15 protein-coding genes are annotated in these 17034 nt (G+C 35.6%); 5 read left to right on the top strand and 10 right to left on the bottom strand.

Going from position 1 to position 17034, the window contains the following annotated elements:
- The 8 genes from EGI31_RS08285 to EGI31_RS08250 all read right to left on the bottom strand — a co-directional run bounded on the left by EGI31_RS08285 (position 1) and on the right by EGI31_RS08250 (position 9170).
- On the bottom strand, positions 1 to 309 hold the full coding sequence (locus tag EGI31_RS08285) for a helix-turn-helix transcriptional regulator (RefSeq protein ID WP_255036744.1): 309 nt from the start codon (positions 307 to 309) through the stop codon (positions 1 to 3).
- Between the two features lie 139 nt (positions 310 to 448).
- Positions 449 to 1390, bottom strand: coding sequence for a hypothetical protein (locus tag EGI31_RS08280; protein WP_255036743.1), 942 nt, complete (start codon positions 1388 to 1390; stop codon positions 449 to 451).
- Complete coding sequence (locus tag EGI31_RS08275) at positions 1390 to 2628, bottom strand: site-specific integrase (RefSeq protein ID WP_255036742.1); 1239 nt, start codon at positions 2626 to 2628, stop codon at positions 1390 to 1392. Before EGI31_RS08275 ends, EGI31_RS08280 begins: the two co-directional genes overlap by 1 nt.
- 262 nt (positions 2629 to 2890) lie before the next feature.
- Positions 2891 to 3244 (bottom strand): hypothetical protein, encoded by a 354-nt coding sequence (locus tag EGI31_RS08270; protein ID WP_255036740.1) that lies wholly within the window; start codon positions 3242 to 3244, stop codon positions 2891 to 2893.
- A gap of 31 nt (positions 3245 to 3275) precedes the next feature.
- A complete protein-coding gene (locus tag EGI31_RS08265; protein ID WP_255036739.1) occupies positions 3276 to 4628 on the bottom strand; it encodes a sigma-54-dependent transcriptional regulator in 1353 nt (450 codons plus the stop codon).
- A gap of 1800 nt (positions 4629 to 6428) precedes the next feature.
- A complete protein-coding gene (locus EGI31_RS08260) occupies positions 6429 to 7196 on the bottom strand; it encodes an enoyl-CoA hydratase/isomerase family protein (RefSeq protein ID WP_255036738.1) in 768 nt (255 codons plus the stop codon).
- A complete protein-coding gene (locus tag EGI31_RS08255) occupies positions 7193 to 8038 on the bottom strand; it encodes a hydroxymethylglutaryl-CoA lyase-like TIM-barrel protein (protein WP_255036737.1) in 846 nt (281 codons plus the stop codon). Before EGI31_RS08255 ends, EGI31_RS08260 begins: the two co-directional genes overlap by 4 nt.
- Positions 8028 to 9170, bottom strand: a complete 1143-nt coding sequence (locus EGI31_RS08250) for an acyl-CoA dehydrogenase family protein (RefSeq protein WP_255036736.1) — start codon at positions 9168 to 9170, stop codon at positions 8028 to 8030. The genes EGI31_RS08255 and EGI31_RS08250 overlap by 11 nt, the downstream gene beginning before the upstream one ends.
- 237 nt (positions 9171 to 9407) lie before the next feature.
- Here EGI31_RS08250 and EGI31_RS08245 point away from each other — a divergent pair, with 237 nt between their 5' ends.
- Positions 9408 to 11015 carry an acyl-CoA carboxylase subunit beta gene (locus tag EGI31_RS08245; RefSeq protein ID WP_255036735.1) on the top strand — a complete coding sequence of 536 codons (1608 nt, stop codon included), beginning with the start codon at positions 9408 to 9410 and terminating at the stop codon, positions 11013 to 11015.
- Between the two features lie 37 nt (positions 11016 to 11052).
- Here EGI31_RS08245 and EGI31_RS08240 read toward each other — a convergent pair whose 3' ends face one another.
- Positions 11053 to 11781 carry a LytR/AlgR family response regulator transcription factor gene (locus EGI31_RS08240; RefSeq protein WP_255036734.1) on the bottom strand — a complete coding sequence of 243 codons (729 nt, stop codon included), beginning with the start codon at positions 11779 to 11781 and terminating at the stop codon, positions 11053 to 11055.
- On the bottom strand, positions 11756 to 13477 hold the full coding sequence (locus EGI31_RS08235) for a sensor histidine kinase (protein WP_255036733.1): 1722 nt from the start codon (positions 13475 to 13477) through the stop codon (positions 11756 to 11758). The genes EGI31_RS08240 and EGI31_RS08235 overlap by 26 nt, the downstream gene beginning before the upstream one ends.
- Positions 13478 to 13645: 168 nt before the next feature.
- Here EGI31_RS08235 and EGI31_RS08230 point away from each other — a divergent pair, with 168 nt between their 5' ends.
- From EGI31_RS08230 to EGI31_RS08215, 4 genes are all read left to right on the top strand, one after another.
- Entirely contained in the window at positions 13646 to 13930 is a 285-nt protein-coding gene (locus tag EGI31_RS08230; protein ID WP_255036732.1) for a LytR/AlgR family response regulator transcription factor, read from the top strand.
- Between the two features lie 152 nt (positions 13931 to 14082).
- On the top strand, positions 14083 to 15411 hold the full coding sequence (locus EGI31_RS08225; protein ID WP_255036792.1) for a M28 family peptidase: 1329 nt from the start codon (positions 14083 to 14085) through the stop codon (positions 15409 to 15411).
- 44 nt (positions 15412 to 15455) lie between these two features.
- Positions 15456 to 16322: a hypothetical protein gene (locus EGI31_RS08220; protein WP_255036731.1), complete on the top strand. Its 867-nt coding sequence runs from the start codon at positions 15456 to 15458 to the stop codon at positions 16320 to 16322.
- 6 nt (positions 16323 to 16328) lie between these two features.
- The gene (locus EGI31_RS08215) at positions 16329 to 16499 is read left to right on the top strand and encodes a hypothetical protein (RefSeq protein ID WP_255036730.1); all 171 of its coding nucleotides are present in this window, start codon (positions 16329 to 16331) and stop codon (positions 16497 to 16499) included.
- Positions 16500 to 17034 lie beyond the last annotated feature (535 nt).

The following is a 17034-nucleotide window of genomic DNA, read 5'->3' as shown; positions in this document are numbered from 1 at the left end:
TTAATTTGTTTTTACAGTTTTTTTCCCTTGTTTCATCCATTCTACTAGCTCATTTCTATAAAAAAATACCCTAGCCCCAATCTTTAAATGTGGTATTCGTCTTTCACAGACCATTTGATAAAGAGTCTGTTTTGCGAGCTTAGTAAAAGATGAAGCACTTTCAATATTCAGAAATTCATCTTTCGTAGGATCATGCACTAATTTTGTAGAACCTTGGAGATGCAAACATGCCGAAATGGCCTTATTTACAGTTTCCTCTATAATGCCTTCAAGCATTTCTTTTGTTGTTATTACTATATTCTCTGCCATTGTTTAAAATATTATGACACAAAACAACAGTACTATAAATTCACAAAATAGTAGGCGGGAAAATGAAGCCAGAATCAGGGAAAAAAATCAAAAAAAAGGGAAAATGAATGTACAGAGTTGAGTTTATTTGTTCCAATTTTTAGGCCCGAAGGTATGAAGCCTTTAATTCTGGAGTTGGGTTACTGGTCCTTACTTTGGACATTCTCTTTTTCATTACCTCCTTAACTTTTGGGGCTGACCAATCCACATCAAAGCATTGAGTAATCAAATCTAAATAAGGAAGATAGCTATGCTTGGCTGAGAACAGATCTTCATTTGCAACCTTCAGGAGACAAAAGGGTTTAACAAATTCTCCTTTATTGAACTTCCCCAATTTGATTTTGGTGTTTTTATAACCCGATAGTGCCATAATAACAAATCTGTCATAATCACTTCTAGAAATAAATCCAGCATCGTCAGTGAAAACTAGCTTTTCAAGAATTTTATAGAAAACCCAAGATGGCATATCACCCCATTTAGGATAACTATCGAAAATATAGGTTGTAGAGGATTGGTGTGTTGTAAAAAAATTCAATTCTGTACTAAATACCTCCAATTTGCTGGTGACATCTTTATAAATTTGGCTATAATCCAACTTATCTTGCACATTTTTATACGTTGCAATATATTTTTCAACCTCTATTTGCCAAAAGTTAACTTCATCTTGAATCTCTTTCAATGAACCTAAAGTCCTTAAAGAATTGTAGAGTTTTTGATATGAAGTTTGAAGCTCCTCGATTATTCTTAAGTTTAAATCTGTGTAAAACCTACTCCTCAAATCGTCAGAAGTTACTATTATTTCCTCACCTTGACTGTTGAAATCAACTCTATCTGAATCGTGGAATACCCAAGAACTGTATTCCTCGTACTCTTCTCTTGTAAAATTTCCAGCTTCAACTTTATCTATAATTCCCAAAACATAATTACTGATACTAGGTTTATATAGTGGAAAAGCCTCAAGGTAATCTAAGAAACTACTGGAAGAATAGGCATACTCCCCACACAATGAGTTGAGTAACTCTAGAAAATTTGCAGATTTCATTAATCGAATTTTGTTAAAAGTGATGAATACTCCTTTTTCATAGAATCTTCAAAGCTATCCAAATAGCTCTCGGTGGTCCTCAAGTCACTATGACCCAAACTTTCTGAAATATATTCTGTAGACACCCCACTTCTTTTGAGCACTGTACTGTAACTATGTCTCGCAGTGTAGGTTGTTATATGTTTCTCTATGCCCAACTGCTCACCTATTCTTTTCATGAACTTGTTAGTTGTTTTAGTGAGATTTTGAATCCTCTTTCTGGCATCTTCAGGTGTAGTATTCTTCGAAAGAAAAGGGAAAATATAAGAATCTGGAGATACATCAAAATTTCTATATTTATTAATTATTCCCAAGGCTGTTTCATGCAATACGATCAAAATTGGTTTCGAATTAGATTTTGTTGTTAAGGCAGTCTTAGCCCTAACAATTGTCAGCTTATTGCCTTGAAGATCCTTGTTTTTCAACAGGCACACATCTTTCAAATTCAAACCATTACAAAGATAAGAAAGTATAAAAAAATCCTTGGCTTTTTGATATGAAGCATCAAAAGAAGCATCAAAATCGAATATTCTTTTGATTTCTTCAATAGTAAGTGCTTTTTTAATATTTCTACCTGCTGGAATTTTGTACTTCTTCTTACCAAAAGGATATGCCTCCTTTGTTACTACAGAATTTTCAACGGCTATATTATAAATAGCTCTTAAGCTCCTCAGGTAGATACCCACAGTAGTTAAGGACCTTCCTTCTTGAAGCATTTTTTTTTCATATTGGTTCAAGAATTCCTTGGTTATTTCAGACCATTTTAGGTCACTCTTAAAATTTTCGAGTGAATTAAGGGTTGTCTGATAGGATTGATAGGTTGACACTCGACCTTCAGATTTCAAAGTAGAAACATAGTCATTAAACAAGGTTGAGACCAAACTTTTATCTCTCTCAACCTTTTGGTCCGGAAACAACAAACTCTTAAATTCTTCCCAATTAAATTGCTCTATTTTACGTGAAATTTCCTCAGCTCTATTTTTTAAATTTTGACTTTCTACTCTGATATCTTTTAACCTCTCATCCCTAAGCTTGGACGAATTCATTTTATCAAAGGTATCTTCTGAAATAAAATGACCTACAGAGTATAATCGAGAATTTCTGTCAAAAGTTACTCTTAGCTTCAAAGGGAATAATCCATCTGCATTGGTAGTTCTTTTATCAAGTATAATTGAAAAGCTTGGTCTTTTTGTTGGCATTGTAGTTTAAAGATCATTTATTGCATAACATTTTGCATAACAAATGTAATAAATCTAGATAAATGAGACATAATAAAAGTGAAAAATAAATATATAACTATCTTTATATCATACATTTGTATAAATGTAGATAAACACATATAAAACATTGAAATCTGACTGTTAATCAGAGGGTCGCTGGTTCGAGCCCAGCTTCGGGAGCAAAGCCTTAGAGAAATCTAAGGCTTTTTTGTTGTAAATCTATATCAGTTATTGTTTTCTATCATAAAATTATTACGTCCTGCTTTATTTGTGATATAACCCTATTGGTTTCGGTTATTACCATATCAAGTAAAATCCGAAGTTTATTTGAATCACCATAATCAACAGCTTTTAATTCAATTTCTTTGATAGGACCAATGATTGGTTCTATATTTAAGGTCTCTATTGTTGGCTTAAAACGATGAGCAATTTTGCCTAAATTTATATAATCTTCATCCAAAAAAGCTTTTTCCATTTCTGCTAATGTTGTAGGAGCAATTTCAAGAAATAACATCAACATTTTTTTTACGAAGGACTCATCTCCGTTACTTATTAAATTTAGCGAACTTAAATTATATAATTTATTAGAATTCATCTCAGAAAAGCCTTAGTTTTTTGAATTAAGCCTATGCCAACTCACCGTTTTGAATCATTTTATAAATAGTACTTTTCCCTATATCGAGTAATCTGGCAGTTTCTACTACATCATCATTATTTTTCTTGAGATAATATTTTATTATGTCACAAGTATGTTCCTTCAATGTTTTTTGTTCGAGTAAGAAATCCGTTTTTTTCTTAGAAGAAAGAAAAGAAATGTCATCGGCATTTATAATGTTTTCGGTGCACATTAAAGCTGCAATTTCAATAGTTGCTTTAAGTTCCCTAATATTTCCTGGAAAAGAATAGCTTAATAATTTTTTACGAGCATCCTCTCCAATCTTTATAACGCCAAGTCCATTTTCTTTCGAAAATTGATCAACAAAATGTTTGGCAAGTACCAGAATATCATTCCCACGTTCTCTTAATGGTGGTAGCGATATTGGAATACCGATGATTCGAAAATACAAGTCTTCTCTAAAGCGGCCTGATTTCACTTCTTCTTGGAGATCTTTATGAGTTGCAGAAATTATTCGCACATCCAATGGTACTCTTTGATTGCCTCCTACTCTTATTACCTCTCTTTCCTGTAAAACTCTTAATAATTTAGTTTGCATATTTAAAGGCAATTCAGCAATCTCATCGAGAAAAATAGTACCGCCGTTGGCCTCTTCAAACTTGCCAATTTTTCGAGAGACAGCACCAGTAAATGCACCTTTTTCATGACCAAAAAGCTCACTTTCAATAAGTTCTGACGGAATGGCTCCCATATTAACATCCACAAATTTATTCTTCTGTCGGCCGCTACCATAATGAATAGCCTTTGCCACTAACTCTTTGCCGGTACCTGTTTCGCCACTTACCAAAACATTAATATTTGTTTTAGTAGCCTTACCCATTAAAGAAAATAGTTTATTTAAAGAAATATCTTGACCTAAAATCGTTGCTTCAAAACTATATTTTTGTCCTAACTCTTCTCTTAAATTCTCAACTTCCTTTTTTAACGATTTATTTTCACGAATTCTAATAATACTATTCCAAAGTAACTCTTTAGTTGCTTCATCTTTAACTAAATAGTCTACCGCTCCTAATTTCATTAATTTAACAGCCATCTTAATATCTTCTTGAGAACTAATGACTATCACTGGAACTTCGACATTGGCAATCCTTATTTTTTCAAATAATTTATCGCCTTGCATATCAGGTAATGAGAAATCTAGAGTTATTAGGTCTGGTTGTAAGTATAAATTTTCTAAAATCTCTTTGGCATTTTTAAAAATTTTGACCTCAAAGTCGGGATTTAAAGTCAAATGATATTCAAGTATTTGTCCGTACCATGGATCGTCTTCCACAATAAAAATTCTGAATGCTTTTTCTACCACAATTTTTTGATTTTTATATTCTCAGTATAAATGCTTCGTATGGGCTTTTTCATTACCATATATGGTGCCTGAAATGATAAGGATAATAGCCCCTATAACAACAACAATTTACGAAAAAAACTCATTAAGATTCCAGATTTTGGAATTTTTTTCCAAAATATGTAAAAATACCAATTCGTAAATTTACAAAGTGCTAATATTCAGATAATTACATTTTTGGCTTTAAGTTTGAAACTTAAGTATGTAAAAATCTAATAATTAATTGTGGATTACAAAAGTTAAACAAGTTGGCTAGAATAAGATATACAACCTTGATTTTACTTCAATCAAAATTAATTGTTCAAATTAAGCTAAGGAGGCCACTCATTAATTGCCTTCAAATCAAAATAACCCAAAAAAATGTTAACGTTGAAACCTTCTTTTTCATTTTTAAGACGAGCTGTTTTTTGCAAAAAATCATTTAGGCCAATTGATTTTTTTTCAGAATTATCACACGAATTACTATTTGCAATACTAAATATTATAACTTTTGGTGTATTTATCAATATGATATTTGACCGAACAGAATATGTGTTTTTTGGCATAAAAATACACTCTTACACTTTAAGTATAATTCCCGCAATTTTATTCACTTCACCTGTTGGTTTACTTATTCTTAAGTTTTTTAAAGTTTACACAAAGGCAAAAACAAAATTTAAAATGTATACTTTGTTTAAAATTTGTTTGATATACTTAATAAGTTTTTTGGCGGATTTTGCATTAATGAAATTATGCATCAATTGTTTTGATGCCCAAATTATGGTTGCCAAGATTTTTTATATGCCGATTTTGATAGGTATTAATTATGTGCTTATTAGAAAGTACCTGAGAACAAGAAATTAGAATCAAACTTTTAAAATCCATGTGGTTTATATCTGAAAGTTATCTCGACTAAGTTTTATCTTTTAGGCCAAACCAAAAAAATCTACCAAAAATCATCAAATCGGGATTTTTACCATTCCTTTTTAAAATTAATAATTGTGCGTTCTTGACATTAAAAATCGGCTCCACCCATGATTCAGGAATATAAAAAATCTTAAGCGTAAATAAAAGTTGGCCAATTAGCTAATCCTTACGATCCTGCAGAAATACTGTAGCTTGATCAAAAATATCGATTGCTAATTGCCCGCAATTCACAGCTCAATTTTGTGATAGAGTTGTCTATCTTAGAAATTAAAGAATTTTTCAAATCTTCATGAGTATCAGATGCTTTTTTATTCCACACTTGAATTAGATGTGATTAAAAAGAAGAATAAAAACACTTATAAAAAGAATTTGTTATTTATCTCTAATCAAATGTTCTAACTCAAGCACACAAGTTTTCCATCCCTTTTTAGCGAAGGTATACGAAAAGTTTTGAGGTAAAATACTTATGATGCATACTCTGTCTTAACTTATAATTATGCATGCGAGTATTTATCGGAAATCTATTTAACTTCACCTCAGTTATGCGAAATAGATGGAAACAAACCAGTGAGACAGACATATATCCGAAAAACTATTTTAAAAACGAAATACCATTTCAAAATGCCGTAAGCCCTGTAGCCTTTTGTATTTTTTGTATGCGGCTTATTTTTGTGCACTTGCATTCGTTCCCTTAGCCAAGGTTGACATAATATTCGCTTGGAAAGGCTTATTTACATCATAATTGTGAGGACTTTCTAATTTAAAATCCCGAATAGCAATTATTTACACTATTCTTCTATCTGGTATTTCAGAGGTGATAAATTGGTAATTATAGCCCGAAAGTCGTTGATTTTATCACTCATTTAGCCAATTGGGGGCTCGTTTTTCGAAGAAAGAAGCTATTCCTTCCTGGGCATCTTTTGATGATTTTAGTTCGGAAAGTGTTTCTAAAAGATAGCTTAGTTTTTCGTTTTCCTGAAGCTCCTGTAGCTTTTTAAGAGCCTCAAATCCCTTACTTATAGCCCTTGGAGCGTTAGAAAGTATGTTTGCCTTTAGTTTGTTAAAGTTCTCTGTAGAATAAAAATCATAAACTATTCCCAGCTTTTTTGCCTCCTCCGTATCAAAAGTCTTAGCCGAAATGCACAAATCCATCGCTTTGTTTTGAGGCATTATTTTTAACAAAGAGCCTAGTACTTGGAAGGGAAAAATACCTCTTTTTACTTCTGGAAGTGAAAAATGAACACTTTCTTTAGCAAAAACATAGGTGCACTCTAGTATTATCAAAAACCCTCCAGCCATCACGTCCCCTTCCAGTATGGCTATGCTCGGTTTGTTCAACTGCGAAATGGCCGTTGCCAAAGAGATATCTTGGTTGTCAATTTCAGGGTTTCTATGGTCCAATTCTGGGTTTTCGAAAATTTTGAGATCCATGCCAGCACAGAAAACAGGACCTTCAGCATTTATGACCACCAGCCAAACTTCCTTTTCAGAATTGGCAACAGCCAAAGCATGATTTACCTCATTGATCATTGTTGGCGTAAATGCGTTCCTTTTCTCTGACCTAGCCAAAGTTAGGGTAAAGACATGGTTATCGGATTTGGTTTTTATGAAATTGTAGGTCATGATATGAGATGAATAAAGCTGTTTTTTAGAGCTAAAATATCTGTTTTTCTTTCAAAAAAATCCAACAAATCTTCCGAAGGGATATTCCCTACCAAATCATCTTTTGCGAATGGGCAACCTCCATAGCCCATTAACGCTCCATCGAATTTTCTACAGCCTGCTGCGTAGGCTGCTTTTATTTTTACTAAACTATCCTCTTTTTTTGAATGAAAATGTGAGCCAATTCTAAGTTCTGGAAACTCATGAATACATTTCTTAAATAGTGTAGTGATATCTGATATTTCGGCCTCGGCAGTAGTATCTGCCAACGAAAACTCTTTTATGCCCAAAGCTTTGATTTTTCCAATCCAATTAACAACCAACTCTTGGCTCCAAATATCTCCGTAAGGATTTCCGAAAGCCATAGATATATATACTACTACTTCTTTACTGGTATTTCTTGCTATTTCATTAATGTTCTTCAATCGACTAAACGCCTCATCAATGCCCACATTTGTATTCCTTTTTTGAAAACTCTCTGAAATTGAAAACGGATACCCCAGATAAGTGATTTCAGGAAATAATGATGCTGCATCTGCTCCTTTTTCGTTTACCACTATGGTCAGCAGCTTGGTGCTTTTGTTATTAATATTCAAAAGTCTCAAAACTTCTGCCGTATCTGACAATTGTGGAACGGCCTTGGGCGAGACAAAACTTCCAAAATCTATCCAATCAAACACTTCACTTTCAAGAAGTTTATTAATATGATCCGCCTTTTTTTGGGTAGAAATAGGATGCAAAATGCCTTGAATAGCATCTCTTGGGCAATCCACCAATATTATTTCTTCGCTTTTATAAGGCATCCTTTTTTATTTCTCTTGAAATTACCATTTTTTGAATACTCGACGTTCCCTCACCAATTGTACACAATTTGGCGTCCCGAAAGAATTTTTCGGCCGGAAAATCTTTTGTAAATCCATATCCTCCAAATATTTGAACACTTTCGTTTGAAACTTCTACAGCAGTTTCTGAAGCAAAAAGTTTTGCCATTGCACTCATTTTCGTCACCTTTTCACCTCGGTCTTTCATAACTCCGGCTTGACGAGTGAGTAATTCAGCAGCCTCAATCTTTGTGGCCATTTCTGCTAATTTAAAGCCAACAGACTGAAAATCAAATATTTTTTGGTTAAATTGTTCTCTTTCATTGGCATATTTTAAGGCACATTCATATGCTCCACGGGCTATCCCTAGCGAAAGTGCAGCTATCGAAATCCTCCCTCCATCCAAAAGTTTTAGAGCTTGAATAAAGCCTTCGCATTCGTTACCAATAACCTGATTTTTATGAATACGACAATTATCAAAAAACAAGCAGGCAGTTTCAGAAGCTCGCATGCCCAACTTATTTTCCTTTTTACCCGCCGAGAAACCTTCCGTTTCTTTTTCAATGATAAAGGCCGTCATGCCATGGCTGTCACCTTTTTCGCCAGTCCGGGCTATAACCACAGCTACATTCGAGCTTATGGCGTGCGTTATGAAGTTTTTCGAACCATTTAATACATAATAATCACCATCTTTTTTGGCCACTGTCGTCAATCCGCCGGCATCCGAACCTGAGCCTGTTTCTGTCAGTCCCCAAGCTCCAATCCATTCACCTGTAGCGAGTTTTGGAAGGTATTTTTCTTTCTGTACTTCATTTGCAAAGCTCAATATATGATTGGTGCACAGCGAGTTGTGTGCAGCCAATGATAAACCAATCGAGCCACATACTTTTGATATTTCATCTAGAATCGTGATGTATTCTTGGTAAGTTAATCCCGAACCGTTGTATTTTTCGGGAACCAGAATACCCATGAAACCTTGTTCTCCGAGCTTTTTAAATAACTCAACCGGAAAAATTTGGTCCTCGTCCCATTTCATAACCATGGGTCTAATGTAAGTTTCGGCAAAATCTCTGGCACTTTGTCTGATGATGTCCAGGTCGTGGAAATTATTCATACTATTGTTGATAAAAGGTTGCTTTACTAATAATTATTAAAACAAATATCACAATTTTTTCTCTAAATATCACAATTATACTCATATTTGCGAATTATTGGTTTCTATTTCAAATACCTTTAGTATATTTTTATCTTAATAGGCCAAAATCCTCAGATAGAGAGAGATATGACACTTATAAATAAAGCTGAATTCTGAAAATTTAATTGACACATCATTGTTAAATAAAATACACTTATGAAAGTTTTGCTGGAAGAATTAAAAAAGAAAAGAGAGGCTCTAAAACTTGGTGGCGGTATTGGTAAAATCAAAAAGCACAAAGAAAAAGGAAAACTTACGGCTTGGGAAAGGATTTTTTACTTGCTAGATGCTGATGCACCTTACCTAGAAATTGGCATGTTTGCTGGTGATGGAATGTATATAGAAGATGGCGGATGCCCAAATGGTGGGGCAGCTTGTGTGATGGGCTACGTAAAAGGTAGACTTTGTGTGGTGGTTTCAAACGACGCTACCGTAAAAGCCGGTGCATGGTTTCCTATTTCTGGCAAAAAAAACCTGAGAGCTCAAGAGGTGGCAATGGAAAACCGACTTCCCATTATTTACTTGGTAGATTCGGCTGGTGTTTATTTGCCTATGCAAGAAGATATTTTCCCCGACAAAGAGCATTTTGGAAGAATATTTAGGAACAATGCGAGGATGTCTTCAATGGGAATTCCGCAGATTGCTGCCATAATGGGAAGCTGTGTGGCGGGTGGTGCCTATTTGCCGATTATGTCTGACTATGCTTTTATTGTAGAGGGCACAGGCTCAGTATATTTGGCTGGGCCATATCTTGTAAAATCGTCAATAGGTGAAGATGTGGACGCCGAAACCCTTGGAGGAGCATCTACACACAGTGAAATTTCGGGAGTAACAGACAACAAATACCCGAATGATGAGGCTTGTTTAGATGCCATAAAAAATGTAATGGACAAAATGGGCCATGAAACCAAAGCTGGATTTGATAGAAAAGTAGCCGTTTTACCTCAATTTCCTTCCGAAAAGATTCATGAAATCCTACGAATGGACCGCACCAAACCGTATGATTTTCAACTAATTATAGAATCTATTGTAGATGAGGGCACTTTTGAACCTTACAAAAAAGATTACGGTAAAACAATAATTTGTGGTCTGGCAAGAATTGATGGCTGGGCTGTGGGCATTGTGGCTAATCAAAGAGAAATGGTAAAAGCAAAAAAACCAGGAGGAAAGCCAGAATTGCAAATGGGCGGGGTGATTTACAGTGATTCTGCTGATAAGGCCGCTCGATTTATTATGAATTGTAATCAACAAAAAATCCCACTTGTGTTTTTTCAAGATGTGACGGGCTTCATGGTTGGTAGTCGGTCAGAACAAGGAGGAATCATAAAGGATGGAGCTAAAATGGTAAATGCCATGGCCAATTCCGTAGTACCAAAGTTTACCTTTATTGTTGGCAACTCATATGGAGCTGGTAATTATGCTATGTGTGGAAAAGCATACGATCCACGCCTGATATACGCTTGGCCAACCGCTCAAATGGCCGTAATGAGTGGAAATTCTGCTGGTAATACTTTGCTGCAAATTCAGGAGGCGGCCTTAAAAGCACAAGGAGTAGAGATTAATCCAGAAACCAAAAAAGAATTACTGGACAAAATTTTAGCCCAATACAATCAGCAACTTAGTCCCTATTATGCCGCGGCCCGGCTTTGGGTGGATGGAGTAATTGACCCTGCTGAAACCCGAAATATCATTAGCATGGGCATAGAAGCAGCCAACCACGCACCTATAACCGAACGATACAATGTGGGAGTGATACAGACGTAGATTTGATTTTAAACTTAAAAAATAAGAATACTGAAGTTCAGGTCCTCACATTTGGCAAAAGTTCCAGAATTTCTTTTTTCACGCCTTTAGCCAAGGTGTATTTAAGATCGTGACTGCTCAGGTAAAGCTGATCTTTTTCTATTTTTTCTACAAAGTTCAAATTGACAATATTGGAACGATTGAGACGGAAGAAATCGGGGTAATCTAAACCTTCAAGGAGTTTTTTCATGTTCATAGACAAGGTGTGGTAATGAGCTTCGTTAGCAATGTATATATCAGAATAAGAACCATTTCCTTTGATAGCTACAATGTCCGATTTCTTTACTTTTTGATGTGACCTGTTTATAGGCAACAACACAACCTCTTGATATTTAACACCTTCCGAGGTCAAACTATCCTTATTGCCAATCATTAGTTTTGACTTAAATACCAACTCTGGCGTCCTGACGGCTTTCATCATATAGTTGCAATTGCCCAAGCTGTTCATTCTTTCAAGCATGGTTTCGTTGGTGTCACCGGTAATAAACATAATAGGAGTCGAGGAGGATTTTCTTACGTATTCAGCAAAATCGAGACCATTTGATTGGTCGTGTTTGAGGGTGATATCCAGCAAAATAAGGTCGAAAGATATGGATTCAAAGGCTTCTTTTGCTTTTGAGACACGGTCTGCTATGACGGGTACTTCAAATTCAGCATCCACCAGTGCCTCCTTGAATTCCATGGCGGTTATCAACTCGTCTTCAACTATCAAAACCTTTGGCTTCATGGTAGGGGCATTTTAGGGTAAACTGTAGTCCATTCTCGTAGATAAAACCGTACTCCCCACTCAATTCGGTTGATTTCAGCCTGATGAGGCTCAATCCAAAAGAACGAGAGGATGTATAAAAATCCTTTTCAAAAATCAGCAAATCGGGGTTCTTGCCATTGTCTTTGTAAACAAAATGTAATTCCGAGTTCTTGATTTGAAACATCACCTCCACAGATGGCTCAGGATTATCAAAACCGAAGGCGTATTTGAAACTGTTGGTCAATAATTCATTAAATATTATTCCCAAATGAATAGCCAGGTCGGGTTCGATGAGTATGTTTTCAAGCGAAAGAATCTTGTTTATGGGTTTATTGAAAATTATCTCTGACTTGTTCAAAATTTGCCCGAAATAGTCGCTGATTCGAATATCTTTAGAATCGGTAGATTCATAAAATAATTGCTGCAACACGCTCATAACATCTATCCTGCCCTGCATTTCTTCCAATGAATCCTTTACTTTGGTATCCTTCAACCTATTTCTTTGTAGGCCAATCAAACTCGAAATCAGCTGTAGATTGTTCTTTACCCGGTGACTTTGTTCTTTTATCAGAAGTTCGTTTTTCTGACTTAAATGGAGATATTTTCTTGCCAAACTCTGGTTTTTGGTATTCTGAAAAAATAGTAAAACTCCCAAAATCAGAAACATGGCCCCTGCAAATATCAAAACAATAAGCAACTTTTTGTTGTCCTGCAAGATTTGTGATTGCAATAGAAGCTCTCTTTCTTGGCTTTTGCTTAGTGCCGAAATATCAAGTGAATTTTCAATTGATGTAAGTTTACTTTCCTCTGAAACATGAATCTCATTCTGCAATTCCGTGTATTCAACTTGTTTCTCAAAAGCCTTTTCCCAATTTTTTTCTGCTTTATATATTTCTATTTCAGCCAAATTCCTCTTTACTCTATAGGACAGAAATCGATCTTTTTTTGAATTGAGCTCAAGCTGAACGTTGCTTTCCAGCAATTCCCTTGCTTTGGCAGGTTGCTCCAACCGAGCATAACACAAAGCCATATAAGCGTTTAAAGCCGTATACAATCGCTCAAAACCGTATTTTTTCATACAAATTTTCGAAAGTTCAAACGACTTAAGGGCAGCGACAGGGTTGGAATCACTTAGAATTTGGCCTCTCATTTGATGTAAAAATGTATGTTCTACCTCTAAATCATGTTTTTTTGCATAAACCAACATTTCGTCAAAATTTCGGAGAACTTCTGAAGGTGATTTTCTAAGAATATTATAGTTGAAATCACAAGTAAACATATAATTTGAAATAAATCCTTTGGCCAAATCATATTTCTTGAAAATAGCAACTGCACTATCCGAGTAGATTTTAACTTGCAAGTAATCCTTTCTGGCAGCTTCATTTTCGGCTATTCTTTGGTAAATCCTTCCATATTCAAAATATCTTTTCTGTCTTTTATAGAGTGGTAATGATTTTCGATACCAGACATTACCCGATATAAAATTCCCAATTCCCGACTCATATTTGCCCATTTCATAATACCCGTCCGCCATTTTTACCGAGTCGTTTTTGGCTATGGCTTCGGTTAGTAAACTATATGCTATTTTCTTCTTTTCATCCTCCATGGTGAGTTTCGTTTGGCCATAACCAAATCTGAAAAACAAACACAAAAAGACAAAAAATGGGACTTTCATACAGCAAATATAACCTGCTAAAATAAAGACAAATCTTATTCAAATCATTCAAAATCAATATTTTTTCTAAATACTTACTTTCACAAAAAATAAAGGGCATTTCACAAAAAAACACTTTCGACTTATAAATGAAAACCATTAATTGCTGGTCTGAAAACTACCTCTGTAATGCTCATAAATCTAGACACAAAATCGCAGATAGACACAAGCCTTATCCTGTTTCTAAAGTCGCATGTAAACTACACTGAGTTTAAAATGCTCAATAGTAAAAGCAAAATCTGCTCTTACACGCTCAAAAAATACGAGCATTTGCTCCAAAATCACAACTTCAGGCGGGTACATCGCACCTATATGGTTAACATGGAGCACGTTGTGGCTGTAACTCCGGCCGAAGTTACGCTTTCGAACGGCACCGTGGTGCCCGTTTCAAGAAGACGAAGAAATAACTCTTGACGTTCGCCTAAGCACCGCCGCATCTACCAGAAAATCACAAAGGTCTACTTCTTCATCAGTTTTTTGATTTTTTAAGCTATTTTAGCTTTTACATTAACAAAAAACCAGTGAAAAATATAAAAACTCTCCTAGGCTCTGTTCTGATTACTTTGATGTATTACTCATCCATTTCTGCACAAGAAATTGTGAAAAGAGACCCTGTAATTTCGGCATTTATCAGCCAGATATCGAGCGATACGCTCAGCAAATATGTCAACAAACTCGTGAGTTTTGGCACCAGAAGCACACTAAGTAATACCACAGACCCGAAAACAGGCATTGGTGCCTCAAGAAAATGGGTTTTGGAGAAATTCCTCGAGTTCTCGAAAAAATCTGATGGGCGAATGACGGCTTATCTCGACAAATGGACCCTCGAAGCCGACGGCCGACGCATAGATGCCAAAGTGGAAATGGAAAACGTGATGGCGGTTATGAAAGGCACCGACCCCACTGACAACCGAATATTTATGGTAAGTGGCCACATAGACAGCCGAGTAACCGATGTAATGAACCGAACCTCAGACGCTCCGGGAGCCAACGACGACGGTAGCGGAACAGTAGCCGTTATAGAATTGGCTCGAGTTTTGGCCGTTTCAAAATTTCCTGCAACGGTGATTTTCACGGTTTTCAGTGGCGAAGAGCAAGGACTTTTAGGGGCAAATTATTTGGCAAAAAAAGCCAAAGCCGAAAACTGGAATTTGGTGGCATTGCTGAACAACGACATCATGGGCAGCAACAATTCCAACGAAACCAACATCATAGACAATACCCGAGTGCGGGTGTTTAGCGAAGGACTTCCGGCCTTTGAAACCGACAAAAAAGTAGGAGCCATTAGACAATTTGGCTATGAAAACGACGGACATTCTCGCCAAGTGGCCAGATATGTGAAGGAAATTGGCGAGCGATATGTGGACAACCTTGAAGTAGTGATGATTTACAGAAATGATAGATTTCTCCGTGGAGGCGACCATACGCCTTTTGTGACCGAAGGTTTTGCAGCCGTAAGAATGTCAGAAATGAACGAGAATTTCCTCCACCAACACCAAGACCTAAGAATAGAAAACGGTGTAGAATATGGCGACCTGCATAAATTTATGGACTTTGAATATTTGAGAAAAAATGTAGCCGTAAATCTTGCCACTTTGGCCAATTTGGCCTCTGCTCCTGCCGTGCCCGAAGACGTAATGATAGACGTGCAAGGCCTTGGCAACGCCACCAACCTACATTGGTCGGCACCAAAACAAGGCAAAGCTGCTGGATACTACGTATTGATGAGAGAAACGCACCAGTCGTTTTGGCAAAAGAAATTTTACACCGAAAACCTCGAACTCAAACTCCCCTACTCCAAAGACAATTACATTTTTGCGGTACAAGCCGTAGGTGCCAAAGGCCACGAAAGTTTGCCCGTGTTGCCGAGGGTGAATGCGGCTAGGAGGAATTGAGTGGGTATTTGGTATTGGTTATTTTTGTTTAAATTTGACATTTAATGAAGTATAAAAAAATGAATTTAGAGCCCCGAATAATAATCTTCTTAGGAGGATTAATTGCACTAATTGGAACTTTTATAACAATCTATGGAACATTACAACATAATAAAGCCAGCTCTGAAAAAAGCACTAAAATACTTGAAGCTGCCAATAAATCTCTTAATACCTCAAAAGAAAGTTTAGAGAAAGCTATTGAAAGTCTTGATAAATTGGTTAAGATTCAACAAGACGCAAAACTTATTAATGATAATATTACAGGTGGTAAAAGCTATCCTCAATTAGAAATTGATTTCAACGAGAAAACCAAAGACTGCAATTATTATTTAAAAATAATAGGGACTACAAGGCTTAACAACCTAAAATTTAGTTCTTTGAATATTTCAGATGTTATGGAGTTTTATGAAAAACACCCGCAAGTTTACGGTTATAATAGCCATCTAGGAATGGCTTTTGAGAAGGATGCTAAAGCCAGTATGGAAAGAGAAAAGAAAAAAGCCTTTAGTAGTTCAACTAAATTAAGAGATGGTAGTTTCAGTAATCTAAACAAGGAATATGTTGGCAAACAAATCTTCGATGCATTTTCTTATAGTAATTTCTTGATAACAGGATTATTAATTGAAGCCAGTAATGGGAAATATTATCAAATTTTCAATTGGGGAAAATATGATTTAGATTCGCATAAATACCCACACTTTTTTATAAAATTAGAAACAATATTATTCGATGAAAACGGTAATATTCTTTATGAAGAAAAACCTAAACATGATTACTTCCTATCTCCGAAAAACAAGCTACAATCGATTAAAGAATTAAATTTTGAAAAAGTTAAGGAATATTTTGAAGAGAAAAATAAATTCACACAATAAAGCAAAATGAAAACAATAATTTTAGCAATTTTCATATTTATACAACTTTACATCTCCTCCGCCCAAAAAACAAAACCCTTCAAAGCAATAGCTTTTTATACTGCCAAAAACGATCCGGCAAATATCAGTTTTGTGCAAGAGGCCAATCGCTGGTTTCCAGAGGTGGTGGAATTCTAAACAAGAATATAGTTTGTGTAAAACATTTCAGTTTCAAAATGAAACCTAGAAACAGATGATTATTAATGCTTTGAGGTGGTTGGGAAAGAAATGAGTAAAAGATTTATCGCACAGAATCACACAGAATTATTACTCCGTAAAAGCTTTCCGTGAAATTCACTGATTTCTGTGCGGATATTTAACGTAGTATTTTTTATATTGAAAAAAATCCCTCATTCGTCATTTCTCGCTCGGAAATCACAGAATCACACAGAATTATTACTCCGTAAAAGTTTTCCGTGAAATTCAATGATTTCTGTGCGGACATTTAACGTAGTATTTTTTATAGTGAAAGAAATCCCTCATTCGTCATTTCTCGCTCGGAAATCACAGAATCACACAGAATTATTACTCCGTAAAAGTTTTCCGTGAAATTCAGTGATTTCTGTGCGATATGAATCTCAAACTTTCGGCCCCGCAGCAATAATCGCCACCGAACTTCCTTCTTCGAATTTCTTGAAGTTTTCTACAAATAAGCCTGCCAAGTGCTTGGCTT

The organism is Lacihabitans soyangensis (genome assembly GCF_024343775.1).
Lineage (GTDB): Bacteria > Bacteroidota > Bacteroidia > Cytophagales > Spirosomataceae > Leadbetterella > Leadbetterella soyangensis.
Note: the sequence above shows the minus strand (reverse complement) of the source record. Positions and strands in the feature narration are given on the sequence as shown.